Raw genomic sequence first — 12,022 nt, 5'->3', positions numbered from 1 at the left:
TGTTAGCTTGCTGTTGCGAGGTGGCGTATATTACGCTTTCCTCCTTCAGAGTCAAACACTTTTTTCAGCGTTTTTCTCCGGCGGGGTGAATCTCTTCACGCCCTGCTGAGTCGTCTGCGTTGCCGCTTTGCCGTCTCAGTGGTGGCGCATTATAGGGAGGTTCTGAGGAAGCGCAAGGGCAATTTTCAAGTTTTTATTCGTTCGCTTGAAAATTGCACAAAGCGGTCTATTTCAGCCCTTTTTAATGCGTCCAGGCAGCTCTGACAGGCTATTAAGCACCCAATCGGCTGCATTTTCACCTTCTGCAGTGACCGGCTTACCAGAGCGAACTAACACTTTAGTGCCGACACCTGCCGCCAACGCTGCCTGCATATCTTCTATTTTGTCGCCTACCATATAAGAAGCCGCCATATCGATGTTCAGATGCTGCTGCGCAGAGAGCAGCATACCGGGCTGCGGTTTACGGCAATCACACACCTGGCGATACTCTTCTACTGTTGCATCGGGCAGATGAGGACAGAAATAGATGCCATCCAGATCAACATCACGATCCGCCAGTGACCAATCCATCCATTCCGTAAGCTGCATAAACTGGTCTTCGGTAAACATGCCGCGCGCAATACCGGACTGATTCGTCACCAGCACCAGCGCGTAACCCATCTTCTTCAGCGCCTGTAACGCTTCAATGGTGCCGTCGATGAATTCAAAATTATCGATTTCGTGAACATAACCGTGATCGACATTCAGGGTGCCATCACGATCAAGGAAAATAGCGGGGACTTTGTTCGACACGTAGAAACTCCTGCTGCAAATAATGCCGCACAGTATCGCATGATTGCATATATAGAGAGAATGGCAGATTGAATGACTTCGATTGATTTAGCCGTCTGGATGCCTTAACATCCATCCAAATTTCACGCAGCGCCATCGCGTGGAAGCCGATACACCACGGACAACGCAACACGATAACTATTAAACTAATGATTAAACTCGAAAACATTACCAAAGTGTTCCAGCAGGGTTCCAGTACTATCCAGGCGCTGTCAAACGTCAGCCTGCATGTGCCTGCTGGACAGATTTATGGCGTCATCGGTTCTTCCGGTGCCGGTAAAAGCACGCTCATCCGCTGCGTCAACTTACTTGAGCGTCCGACCTCTGGCCGCGTGTTGGTTGATGGTCAGGACTTAACAGCCCTCTCCTCCTCAAAACTCACATTGGCACGCCGTCAAATTGGCATGATCTTCCAGCACTTCAATTTGATGAACTCACGCACGGTTTCAGGCAATGTGGCGCTGCCACTGGAGCTGGGTAACCTGTCACGCGAAGAAATCAAAAAGCGCGTAAGCGAGCTGCTGGATTTGGTAGGACTGGCGGATAAGCACGATAGCTGGCCAGCGAATCTTTCTGGCGGTCAAAAACAGCGTGTTGCTATTGCGCGTGCACTGGCGAGCAACCCTAAAATCCTGCTGTGCGATGAAGCCACCAGCGCGCTGGATCCGGCGACAACGCGTTCTATTTTAGAATTGCTGAAGGATATTAATCGTCGCCTCGGTATCACCATTCTCCTGATCACCCATGAAATGGATGTCGTGAAACGCATCTGCGACCAGGTTGCCGTTATCAGTAATGGCGAGCTGATTGAAAAAGACAGCGTCAGCGAGGTGTTCTCACATCCTAAAACGCCGCTGGCTCAGCAATTTATCCAATCGACGTTGCATCTGGATATCCCAGACGATTACCAGCAGCGTATGCAGCCGCAAGCCTCGGCTGAAATTGTCCCGCTGTTGCGCCTGGAGTTCACCGGTAAATCGGTGGATGCCCCGCTGCTCTCAGAAGCCGCGCGCCGCTTCAACGTCAACAACAACATTATCAGTGCACAAATGGATTACGCCGGTGGTGTGAAATTCGGCATCATGCTGGCCGAAATGGATGGCACGGAAACCGATACACAAGCCGCGATTGCCTGGCTGAAAGAAAATCATGTGAAAGTAGAGGTACTGGGTTATGTCTGAAGCGATGCTGTGGTTACTGACGCGTGGCGTCTGGGAAACGCTGATGATGACCTTTGTCTCCGGCTTCTTCGGTTTTGTACTCGGCCTGCCGGTTGGCGTGCTGCTTTATGTCACCCGACCAGGGCAGATTCTGGCCAATGGCGCGCTGTATCGCGTGCTGTCCGCGCTGGTGAACATCTTCCGTTCGATTCCTTTTATTATCTTACTGGTCTGGATGATTCCCTTCACGCGCATGATTGTCGGCACCTCCATTGGTTTGCAGGCGGCGATCGTGCCACTGACGGTTGGCGCCGCGCCGTTTATTGCGCGTATGGTCGAGAATGCGCTGCTTGAGCTGCCAACCGGTTTAATCGAAGCATCACGTGCGATGGGCGCTACACCGCTACAGATCGTACGCAAAGTACTGCTGCCAGAAGCCCTGCCGGGTCTGGTGAATGCCGCTACAATTACCCTGATTACCCTGGTCGGCTACTCCGCCATGGGCGGCGCAGTGGGCGCAGGCGGTCTGGGTCAGATTGGCTATCAGTATGGTTACATCGGCTATAACGCTACTGTAATGAATACCGTGCTGATTCTGCTGGTCGTTCTGGTGTATTTAATTCAGTTCTGTGGCGACCGCATCGTGCGTGCTGTGTCCCATAAATAAGTAAACAACATCAATAGTCCTCTATTAAGGAAGGGATATGTCTTTCACATTTAAAAAGATTGCCGCTGTGGGTGCTCTGATTGGCGCAATTGCGCTGGCAGGATGCGATCAGAAAGCTAAAGATCCAAACCACATCAAAGTGGGTGTGATTGTCGGTGCTGAACAGCAGGTTGCTGAAACCGCTGTTAAGGTCGCTAAAGAGAAATACGGTCTGGATGTTGAACTGGTGACCTTCAACGATTACGTGCTGCCGAACGAAGCGTTGAGCAAAGGCGATATCGACGTCAACGCCTTCCAGCATAAACCTTACCTGGATCAGCAGATCAAAGATCGCGGATACAAGCTGGTTGCCGTTGCGAATACCTTTGTTTACCCGATTGCTGGCTACTCCAAGAAAATCAAATCACTTGATGAGCTGCAGAACGGCGCGCAGGTTGCTATCCCTAATGATCCAACCAACCTGGGTCGTTCACTGCTGCTGCTGCAGAAAGTGGGCCTGATCAAATTGAAAGATGGCGTGGGCCTGCTGCCAACCTCACTGGATATCGTTGAGAACCCGAAAAACCTGAAGATTGTTGAGCTGGAAGCGCCGCAGCTGCCACGTTCACTCGACGATCAGCAAATTGCACTGGCTGTGATCAACACCACTTACGCTAGTCAAATCGGCCTGACCCCAGCGAAAGATGGCATCTTTGTTGAAGACAAAGATTCTCCTTACGTAAACCTGATCGTCAGCCGTGAAGATAATAAAGATGCGGAAAACGTGAAGAAATTTGTTCAGGCATATCAGTCTGATGAAGTTTCTGAAGCCGCGAACAAAATCTTCAACGGCGGTGCAGTTAAAGGCTGGTAATTTTCGCCTTTGATGCCATCCAGGGCGGCTTCGGCCGCCCTTTCTTTTTGCTGACTTGTTATTTAATCCCGTCCTTGTTTCAATAACGCCACTTTTTACTACTGAGGATGTTGCCATGCGTTTTTTACCGCTCTGCTTGTTAGCATTAATGCTAACCGGGTGTGTTCGTGAATATCACCCAATAAGCAGTGCTCCCTCTCGCCCGCAACAGTCATCCAGCGAACCTGAACGTAAGCCTGCACCACGCCCTGCACCGGTAAAAATTTATACCGATGCCACCGCTCTGGTAAGTAACCCGTTCCGCGATCTGGGTGAAGTGTCCGCCGATGATTGCCAGAGCAGCAGCCAGGATTCACCGCCAAATATCAATACCGCGCGTAAACGTCTGCAGATCAAAGCAGCCGGCATGAAAGCCAATGCGGTACTGCTGCACAAGTGTGAGATCGTCACCAGCACGCCAGGCTGTTATCGCCAGGCCATTTGCCAGGGCTCTGCACTGAAAGTTTCCAATCAATGAGTGATTTTGCCTTTGCGCAAATCGGCGTGATTCGTTCGCCGTGGAAAGAGAAGTTTGCCGTACCGCGTCAGCCCGGCCTGGTACAGGATGGCGGCGGTGAGTTACACCTGCTGCCGCCTTATAATCAGCCGGAAGCGGTGCGTGGGCTTGAAGCCTTCAGTCATCTTTGGTTACTGTTCGTGTTCCATCAAACCATGGAAGGCGGCTGGCGACCAACCGTTCGCCCTCCGCGCTTAGGCGGCAACGCCCGCATGGGTGTTTTCGCCACACGCTCGACCTTCCGCCCTAATCCGATTGGTATGTCACTGGTTGAATTAAAAGGCATCCGCTGCGAGAAACAGCAGGTGATTCTGCAGCTCGGCAGTCTGGATTTAGTGGATGGCACGCCGGTGGTCGATATCAAACCGTATTTGCCCTTTGCTGAAGCGCTGCCCGATGCGCGCGCGGGATTTGCCCAAAGCGCACCGGATGCCAGCATGCCCGTGCGCTTCTCTGCCCTGGCGCAGGACCAAATCCAGCAACAACAGAAAAATCATCCTCAGCTGGCACGCTTTATTGCGGAAGTTTTAGCGCAGGATCCCCGCCCAGCTTATCGTAAAGGCGAAGCGGAAGATCGCGAGTATGCCGCCTGGCTGCTCGACTTTAACGTGCGCTGGCGTATTGATGAGGTCGGCACCGAAGTGATCGCCCTCGATCCGCGCTAAAACAAGCTTTTGAGTGATGGATCTCGCTGGTACACTAGCCGCCAGAAAAATTTTTGTCAGTGTCCTTCCGTACAACTGGAATCGTAATCAATGCGTACTACTCAATATCTGCTCTCTACCCTGAAAGAGACGCCATCCGATGCGGAAGTGATCAGCCACCAGCTGATGCTACGCGCCGGTATGATCCGCAAACTGGCTTCCGGTCTTTATACCTGGCTGCCGACCGGTGTTCGCGTGCTGCGAAAAGTTGAAAATATCGTACGCGAAGAGATGAATAACGCGGGCGCGATTGAGATCTCCATGCCGGTGGTTCAGCCTGCCGATCTGTGGGAAGAGAGCGGCCGTTGGGAGCAGTACGGCCCGGAACTGCTGCGTATTAAAGATCGCCACGAGCGTCCTTTCGTGCTGGGTCCAACCCATGAAGAAGTGGTCACCGATCTGATCCGTAATGAACTGAGTTCTTACAAACAGCTGCCGCTGAATCTGTACCAGATCCAGACCAAATTCCGCGATGAAGTGCGTCCGCGCTTCGGTGTGATGCGTTCGCGTGAGTTCATCATGAAAGATGCTTACTCGTTCCACACCACTCAGGAATCGCTGCAGGAAACCTACGATGCGATGTATCGCGCTTACAGCCAGAGCTTCAGCCGTATGGGGCTGGACTTCCGTGCCGTACAAGCGGACACCGGCTCAATCGGTGGTAGCGCATCGCACGAATTCCAGGTATTGGCGCAGAGCGGTGAAGATGATGTGATCTTCTCCAGCGAATCGGATTACGCTGCCAACATTGAAAAAGCGGAAGCACTGGCGCCAGCGGGCGACCGTCCAGCGGCAACGCAGGACATGACGCAGTTTGCCACGCCAAATGCCAGAACGATTGCTGAGCTAGTTGAGCAACATCAGATCCCAATCGAGAAAACCGTTAAGACTTTGATTGTGAAAGCCACAGAAGAGAGCGGCCACGCGCTGGTTGCTTTACTGGTTCGCGGCGATCATGAGCTTAACGAAGTCAAAGCTGAGCATCTTGATATCGTGGCCTCTCCATTGGAAATGGGCAGCGAAGAAGCCATTCGTGCCGTGGTAGGCGCTGGCTTTGGTTCAATCGGCCCGGTTGGCCTGAGCATTCCAGTCATTGCTGACCGCACCGTTGCCAAAATGAGTGACTTCTCTGCTGGCGCTAACATTGATGGCCAGCACTTCGCCGGTATCAACTGGCTACGCGATCTGCCAGAAGCACGCGTGGAAGATATCCGTAACGTGGTTGAAGGTGATCCAAGCCCGGATGGCAAAGGCACACTGCAGATCAAACGCGGTATCGAAGTCGGTCACATCTTCCAGTTAGGCACCAAATACTCGGAAGCGATGAAAGCCGCTGTTCAGGGCGAAGAAGGTCGTAACCAGGTGATGACCATGGGTTGCTACGGTATCGGTATCACTCGCGTAGTGGCCGCTGCCATCGAGCAGAACCATGACGAACGCGGCATTATCTGGCCAGCGGCGTTGGCACCGTTCGAAGTGGCGATTCTGCCAATGAACATGCAGAAATCTTTCCGCGTGAAAGAGCTGGCTGAAGAGCTGTATAGCCAACTACGTGCTAAAGGCATCGATGTGATTCTGGATGATCGCAAAGAGCGTCCAGGCGTGATGTTCGCTGATATGGAACTGATTGGCGTACCTCATACCATCGTTATCGGTGACCGTAATCTCGATAACCAGGAAATCGAGTACAAATCACGTTCATCCAGCGAGAAGCAGATGATCAAGCAGCACGACATTGTCGACTTCCTGGCAAAAGCGCTAAACAAGTAACACTAAAACGCCTCCAGCTGGAGGCGTTTTTCATTGCACTTTACCCCGCATCGCTTTCACATTTCCGCGCCGCGATTTCCCCTCCAGCCGTCGTTCTTTCGAAGCACGCGTGGGTCGAGTTGCCCGCCGCGCCTTCTCCACCGTGGTCAACTCACGAATCAGATTGATGAGCCGCTGCAGGGCCGCCTCACGATTCATTTCCTGACTGCGATACTCCTGCGACTTAATAATCACAACACCTTCTGCCGTGATCAATGGTGGCTTGCTGCCAGCAGGCGCTCCTTGTAGAACGGCGGCAACGAGGAAGCGCGGATATCAAAACGCAAATGGATAGCGGTGGATGTTTTATTCACATGCTGGCCGCCCGCGCCCTGAGCGCGGATGGCACTAAGCTCGACTTCATTATCAGCAAGAGAGACCGATCGAGACAGCACTATCATCTGTCACCTGCCGTTAGGTACGACGTTGTGTCGCGTAATAACCTGTTCATCAACTTAACCTTTTGTGCGCCGTCTTAACCCTTAAGACCAGCGCTGTATGTCACTTTTACACTTTTCTTTGTCAGCATCCACGCTTCACCATGCTGATTTCCACGAAAATCCTGTGATATAGTCGCTTATCAACCAGGGTATTTAAGCTCTGCTGAGGAGGTGTATGTGCAAAAGTATTGTGAGTTAGTTCGCCAGAAGTATGCCCAAATTGGAAGTGGCGACCTGGGGTATGTGCCAGACGCGATAGGTTGCGCGCTAAACGCACTCAACGATATTGCCGCTAATTCTGCGCTAAACTCTTCTGTCAGGGAACAAGCAGCCTATGCTGCTGCAAACTTATTGGTGAGCGACTATGTTGACGAATGAAGCCTACAAACCCATCAACTGCGATGACTACGATAGCCTCGAACTCGCCTGCACCAAACACTGGACGCTGTCTTTGGAATTAAAAAGCGGCGATCAGCTTAAAGCGAAAGCCGTGGACATGGTCTCGCGCAAAAACGTGGAGTATCTGACCGTTGACCTCTCTGGCGAAACCCGAGAGTTGCGGCTTGATCACATCGCCAGCTTCAGTCATCCCGAGCTGGGCACCGTCATCGTTAGCGAAGACGAATAGCTGCCACATCTGGGCGGGAATACTCTCCCGCCCTCCTCGTTTACGGCTTCAGCGAACTGTAATACGCCGATAAATCTTCCATATCCTGATCGCTCAATCCTGCCACAAACGCTTTCATCACTTCCGCCTGACCACCGCTGCGCTCACCTTTTTTGTAAGCCTGTAAAGAATGCAGCAAATAAGGCGCATGCTGCCCGGCGAGATTAGGATAAAGCGGCACGGCACTTTTCCCTTCAGCACCGTGACAGGCCAGGCAGGTTGCCGCTTTTTGCGCGCCTGCATTCACATCGCCGTCGGCAAAAGCCGGCAGCGCCGCGGCCAGCAAAGCTGCCGCCATCCAGTGTTTCATCATTGCTCTCCATCTTATTGTTGTTGTAACCAGAGCGCTTGCCAGCCTTGCTCATCACTGGCCGCACCCTCGCGGGTAATAAAGAGCCCTGGTGCGCAGATCAGCGTCTGGTTGTAGTAAATCAAAGGAATACGTTCACGCTGCCAGGGTGGCACACCTAACTCCTGCCACAATTTTTTCATCTCCCGGCCTCCGGCACGACCCAGCAGATAATGATAGCCGCTGGCCTGGAAACAGACGTTGATCGATTCGTCCTCGGTGGGTTGGCGCAGGGTGGCAATCGCCGGGTTTGCCTGTAACGTGCCCAAATCATCGGGCAACCGCAGCAGTTGTTTACGGTCATGCCAGGTTAGCGAGTGCTGACTCAGTGATGGCTGTGGCTTAAGCCAAAACAGTTGCTGCCGATAACGCCGCAGGGTGCAGGCAGCGAAGATCAGGCTGGGATTCGCATCTTCGCGGCTTTGCATCACTTCATCGGTGATACGTTTCAATGCTTCCCGCGAAGGCATCGCGCCACCCTGTTGTGCGATCCAACGACGCAATAACGCATGCCGTCGCGCTTCGCTCATCCCCAGTAATGGCGGGAAGTGCAGTGCGCCTTGTTCATCCGTGAGCTGGGCCAACTGTTCTGCCAGTAATTCATCCAGCAGTTGCTCCTGCTCACCGCACAATGCGGCACTGCGTGCACTGGCTGCGCTGAAATGCGGCCAACGCGCCTGCAGTAACGGTAAAATCTGCTGCCGCAAAAAGTTACGGTCGTAGCGGCTGTCAGCGTTACTTTCATCCTCAATCCAGCGTAAGCGGTATTCGGCCGCATAGGCTTCGAGTTGCTGGCGACTGAGACCCAGTAACGGGCGCAAGTGCGAATATTCCCCCACCTGACGCTGTATTGGCATTGCCGCCAGCCCCGCCGGCCCGCTACCCCGTTTCAGTGCCAACAACAGCGTTTCACACTGATCGTCGAGGTGCTGCGCAGTAAGTAAGTGCTCACCGGGTTGCAGCTGTTGAAACAACGCCTGATAGCGCGCCTCACGCGCGGCAGCCTCAATACCTTTAGCATGGCCATCCACCTGCACGCGCAGCACCTCGCAGGGAATCTGCCACTGCTGGCAGGTTTGCAGACAATGTGACGCCCAGCTATCCGCATTCGGACTTAATCCATGATGGACGTGCAACGCGCGCACGCGCAGCTGCGGCAGTTGACGTTGCCAGCTGACCAGTTGATGCAGCAATACGCTGGAATCCAGTCCGCCACTGAACGCCAGCACACAGCGGGCGTCGGGTGTCAGTAACGAAGCAAGATGGGAAAAAGACATGAGCGCGTTCCATCAGAGCGAGCCGCCTGATTGCAGCCCGCGCGGACGCTAGTTTACGCCTGATACAGCTCCAGCGGCAAACCGTCTGGATCCGGGAAGAAAGTGCACGCCTTGCCGGTTAAGGCATCAATACGAATCGGTTCACACACTACGCCCTTCTCAGCCAGTGCCGCAATCGACTGCTCGACATTTTCAACACAGAACGCCAGATGGCGCAGACCGCAGGCTTCCGGCCCGCTGACGCGTGGCGGTGGCGAGGGGAACGAGAACAGTTCGATGGTGTAAACCCCGTTCAGTCCGAGATCCCCTTTCCACGAATCACGCTCGGCGCGGTAATACTCGCCGAGCAATTCAAAACCTAACACGTCACAGTAAAACGCCTTACTGCGCTGATAGTCGGTGGCAATAATAGCAATGTGGTGGATCTGTTTTATCTGCAGCATAGCGGCTCCTATAGAATCAGCCGCTAAGCCTACGTGCTCGGGGCTGTGCTGAACAGCGGCAATTATCCGAAGTTAATGGCTGTTCTCTTCACGCAGCACGCGCACCAGATAACGACCATCATCAGTGAGCGTTGCGCCATGGATATCGGTTTCGAAGCCGGGATAGTGCCGCCCAATGGTGCAAAGCATTAACAGAAAGTCGAGCACGGAGCGGCTTTCCTCGGTGATCATCTCTCCCGGCATCACCAGCGGCACGCCTGGCGGATAAGGCAGAATCATGTTGGCGGAAACGCGACCCACTAATTCGCGGATATCCACGGTTTCCACCTGTCCCTGCACCTGACGCTGGAAGGCCTGATGCGGCGTCATTTTTGATTCTGGCAATACGTCGAAAGCCTTGAGCATCAGCCGCGGAAGATCGTGTTGCCGGATCAAGTTATGAATGCCCTGCGCCAACGTCTGAATGCGCATATTGCGATAGAAGTCGGGATCTTCGGCATAGAGATCCGGCAGCATATTTTTGACACGCAAATTGAGATCGTAGGCGCGTTTGAATTCAGTCAGCCCACGCAGCACGCTCATGGCTTTGGTTTTATCGATACCGATGCTGAACAGGAACAACAGGTTGTACGGCCCGGTTTTCTCAACCACCACACCGCGCTGATCGAGGAACTTCGCCACCAGCGCCGCTGGAATCCCCTCCTCTGCCATTTTACCTAATTCACTCATGCCGGGCGTCAGGATGGTCACTTTGATTGGATCGAGGTACATGTGATCACGGTCAGCCTGGGTAAATCCGTGCCAATCCTCTTCGCCGGGTTGGATCGGCCAGCACTCGGCTTCGTCGATCTGCTCCGGCTGCCAGATATCAAAGAACCAGCCATCACACTCTTCACGCAGCCGTTGAATTTCACGGCGAAAATGCAGGGCACGCTCGACTGAGCGATTGATCAGTCGTTTGCCCGGATTACCGCGCAGCATCGCCGCCGCCGTTTCAATCGAGGAGACAATCGCGTAACTCGGCGATGTGGTGGTGTGCATCATGTAGGCTTCATTAAAGGTGTCGTGGTCGTAATCACCTTTGATATGAATCAGCGAGGCCTGAGAGAACGCCGCCAGCAATTTGTGCGTCGACTGCGTTTCATAAATCACTTTGCCGGGAATCCGCTCCCCGCTCATGCCACTTTTGCCGCTGTAGATCGGATGGAAGTTGGTGTACGGCACCCAAGCCGAATCGAAATGAATCGACGGCACATCCAGCGTCTCTTTGATGTACTTCGTGTTATACAGCAGACCATCGTAGGTGGAGTTGGTGATCACCGCGTGCACCGGCCAACTGGCGCGCGGTGTCTCATTGACCTTGTGCTGAATGCTGTCGCGCGTGAACTCCCGCTGCGGGATCCCACCCAAAATACCGAGCGCGTTGCGTGTCGGTTTGAGCCAGATCGGAATGATGTCGCTCATCATCAGCAGATGGGTGAGTGATTTATGGCAGTTACGGTCAATCAATACCGTGCTACCCGCTGGTGCGGCGTACATCCCGACAATTTTGTTCGACGTTGAGGTGCCGTTGGTCACCATATAGCTCTGTTCAGCGCCGAAAGTCCGCGCAATGTACTCTTCTGCTTCGAGATGCGGGCCAGTGTGGTCAAGTAGCGAACCGAGTTCAGTAACGGAGATAGAGACATCCGCCTTTAGGGTGTTCGCACCAAAGAAATCATAGAACAGGCTGCCCACCGGGCTTTTCTGGAAGGCAGTACCACCCATATGCCCCGGCGTGCAGAAGGTGTATTTACCCTCTTTCACATAGGTAAACAGCGCCTTGGTGAGCGGCGGCATGATTTTATCGATGTACTCATCGGTGTACTGGCGAATGTGCAATGCGATGTCGTCAGCCGCGTTGAGCGCGTATTCAAAGAATTGCAGTGCCATGCGCATTTCATTGATGCTGACGTCCATCTGCGAATGGGTGTTGATGAAGGCATACAGCGGCAGATATTCGTTGAGCTGATTGATGTCACTGCACAGCGCAAGGCTGTAATCGTCCCAGTCAAAAACCACGCCGCAGATGCGCGGGTTGTGTTCAATCAGTTTAAGCAGGTCGCTGGCATTGTTGGGATAAACGGTCTGGAAACCTTGCAGCTTGAGGGCTGCGTCCAGTTCACGAATCGGTTCATCTTTGTAGAACGCGCCGTGCGGTCCCATGATCGCGATAATATTCAATGCTCACCTCCTGTGGTGTTATGGCACTGAATAAGGATAGCGA

The 12,022-nt window shown here is 53.4% G+C and carries 13 protein-coding genes and 1 pseudogene; 8 read left to right on the top strand and 6 right to left on the bottom strand.

Annotated elements, in window-relative coordinates; translation table 11 throughout:
* Positions 1–231: 231 nt before the first annotated feature.
* Complete coding sequence (gmhB, locus tag HA45_RS12165) at positions 232–792, bottom strand: D-glycero-beta-D-manno-heptose 1,7-bisphosphate 7-phosphatase (protein ID WP_100704675.1); 561 nt, start codon at positions 790–792, stop codon at positions 232–234.
* Between the two features lie 188 nt (positions 793–980).
* Between gmhB and metN the strand changes: the two genes are divergently transcribed.
* The 6 genes from metN (at position 981) to proS (ending at position 6,541) form a co-directional block, all read left to right on the top strand.
* Complete coding sequence (gene metN, locus HA45_RS12160; RefSeq protein WP_100704674.1) at positions 981–2,012, top strand: methionine ABC transporter ATP-binding protein MetN; 1,032 nt, start codon at positions 981–983, stop codon at positions 2,010–2,012.
* Entirely contained in the window at positions 2,005–2,658 is a 654-nt protein-coding gene (locus HA45_RS12155; protein WP_100704673.1) for a methionine ABC transporter permease MetI, read from the top strand. The genes metN and HA45_RS12155 overlap by 8 nt, the downstream gene beginning before the upstream one ends.
* A gap of 37 nt (positions 2,659–2,695) precedes the next feature.
* Complete coding sequence (locus HA45_RS12150; protein WP_100704672.1) at positions 2,696–3,511, top strand: MetQ/NlpA family lipoprotein; 816 nt, start codon at positions 2,696–2,698, stop codon at positions 3,509–3,511.
* A gap of 115 nt (positions 3,512–3,626) precedes the next feature.
* Positions 3,627–4,028: an Rcs stress response system protein RcsF gene (gene rcsF, locus HA45_RS12145; RefSeq protein WP_100704671.1), complete on the top strand. Its 402-nt coding sequence runs from the start codon at positions 3,627–3,629 to the stop codon at positions 4,026–4,028.
* Positions 4,025–4,732 carry a tRNA (N6-threonylcarbamoyladenosine(37)-N6)-methyltransferase TrmO gene (gene tsaA / locus HA45_RS12140; RefSeq protein ID WP_100704670.1) on the top strand — a complete coding sequence of 236 codons (708 nt, stop codon included), beginning with the start codon at positions 4,025–4,027 and terminating at the stop codon, positions 4,730–4,732. The genes rcsF and tsaA overlap by 4 nt, the downstream gene beginning before the upstream one ends.
* 90 nt (positions 4,733–4,822) lie before the next feature.
* A complete protein-coding gene (proS, locus tag HA45_RS12135; RefSeq protein ID WP_100704669.1) occupies positions 4,823–6,541 on the top strand; it encodes a proline--tRNA ligase in 1,719 nt (572 codons plus the stop codon).
* Positions 6,542–6,571: 30 nt separating this feature from the next.
* On the opposite strand, the pseudogene arfB reads toward proS, so the two are convergent.
* Positions 6,572–6,981 (bottom strand): annotated as a pseudogene (gene arfB, locus HA45_RS12130) (alternative ribosome rescue aminoacyl-tRNA hydrolase ArfB).
* 216 nt (positions 6,982–7,197) lie between these two features.
* Between arfB and HA45_RS12125 the strand changes: the two are divergent.
* Together HA45_RS12125 and rof are read left to right on the top strand one after the other, a co-directional pair.
* Complete coding sequence (locus HA45_RS12125; RefSeq protein WP_100704667.1) at positions 7,198–7,398, top strand: YaeP family protein; 201 nt, start codon at positions 7,198–7,200, stop codon at positions 7,396–7,398.
* On the top strand, positions 7,385–7,648 hold the full coding sequence (gene rof, locus HA45_RS12120; protein ID WP_100704666.1) for a Rho-binding antiterminator: 264 nt from the start codon (positions 7,385–7,387) through the stop codon (positions 7,646–7,648). The genes HA45_RS12125 and rof overlap by 14 nt, the downstream gene beginning before the upstream one ends.
* Positions 7,649–7,688: 40 nt before the next feature.
* On the opposite strand, the gene HA45_RS12115 is transcribed toward rof, so the two are convergent.
* The 4 genes from HA45_RS12115 to HA45_RS12100 all read right to left on the bottom strand — a co-directional run bounded on the left by HA45_RS12115 (position 7,689) and on the right by HA45_RS12100 (position 11,979).
* Positions 7,689–7,997 carry a c-type cytochrome gene (locus HA45_RS12115; RefSeq protein ID WP_034829444.1) on the bottom strand — a complete coding sequence of 103 codons (309 nt, stop codon included), beginning with the start codon at positions 7,995–7,997 and terminating at the stop codon, positions 7,689–7,691.
* A gap of 14 nt (positions 7,998–8,011) precedes the next feature.
* Positions 8,012–9,313 carry a tRNA lysidine(34) synthetase TilS gene (tilS, locus tag HA45_RS12110; RefSeq protein ID WP_100704665.1) on the bottom strand — a complete coding sequence of 434 codons (1,302 nt, stop codon included), beginning with the start codon at positions 9,311–9,313 and terminating at the stop codon, positions 8,012–8,014.
* A gap of 53 nt (positions 9,314–9,366) precedes the next feature.
* Complete coding sequence (locus tag HA45_RS12105; RefSeq protein ID WP_100704664.1) at positions 9,367–9,756, bottom strand: VOC family protein; 390 nt, start codon at positions 9,754–9,756, stop codon at positions 9,367–9,369.
* 72 nt (positions 9,757–9,828) lie between these two features.
* Positions 9,829–11,979: a lysine decarboxylase LdcC gene (locus tag HA45_RS12100; protein ID WP_100704663.1), complete on the bottom strand. Its 2,151-nt coding sequence runs from the start codon at positions 11,977–11,979 to the stop codon at positions 9,829–9,831.
* Between the last annotated feature and the right edge of the window lie 43 nt (positions 11,980–12,022).

This window comes from Pantoea rodasii (assembly GCF_002095465.1).
In the GTDB taxonomy this organism is placed as follows: domain Bacteria; phylum Pseudomonadota; class Gammaproteobacteria; order Enterobacterales; family Enterobacteriaceae; genus Pantoea; species Pantoea rodasii.
Note: the sequence above shows the minus strand (reverse complement) of the source record. Positions and strands in the feature narration are given on the sequence as shown.

Bases quoted from the DNA above. Each gene is read 5' to 3' on its own strand.
- metN (WP_100704674.1), top strand. From the start codon at position 981: ATGATTAAACTCGAAAACATTACCAAAGTGTTCCAGCAGGGTTCCAGT.
- tsaA (WP_100704670.1), top strand. From the start codon at position 4,025: ATGAGTGATTTTGCCTTTGCGCAAATCGGCGTGATTCGTTCGCCGTGG.
- HA45_RS12115 (WP_034829444.1), bottom strand. From the start codon at position 7,997: ATGAAACACTGGATGGCGGCAGCTTTGCTGGCCGCGGCGCTGCCGGCT.
- tilS (WP_100704665.1), bottom strand. From the start codon at position 9,313: ATGTCTTTTTCCCATCTTGCTTCGTTACTGACACCCGACGCCCGCTGT.
- rcsF (WP_100704671.1), top strand. From the start codon at position 3,627: ATGCGTTTTTTACCGCTCTGCTTGTTAGCATTAATGCTAACCGGGTGT.
- proS (WP_100704669.1), top strand. From the start codon at position 4,823: ATGCGTACTACTCAATATCTGCTCTCTACCCTGAAAGAGACGCCATCC.
- HA45_RS12105 (WP_100704664.1), bottom strand. From the start codon at position 9,756: ATGCTGCAGATAAAACAGATCCACCACATTGCTATTATTGCCACCGAC.
- HA45_RS12155 (WP_100704673.1), top strand. From the start codon at position 2,005: ATGTCTGAAGCGATGCTGTGGTTACTGACGCGTGGCGTCTGGGAAACG.
- rof (WP_100704666.1), top strand. From the start codon at position 7,385: ATGTTGACGAATGAAGCCTACAAACCCATCAACTGCGATGACTACGAT.
- HA45_RS12150 (WP_100704672.1), top strand. From the start codon at position 2,696: ATGTCTTTCACATTTAAAAAGATTGCCGCTGTGGGTGCTCTGATTGGC.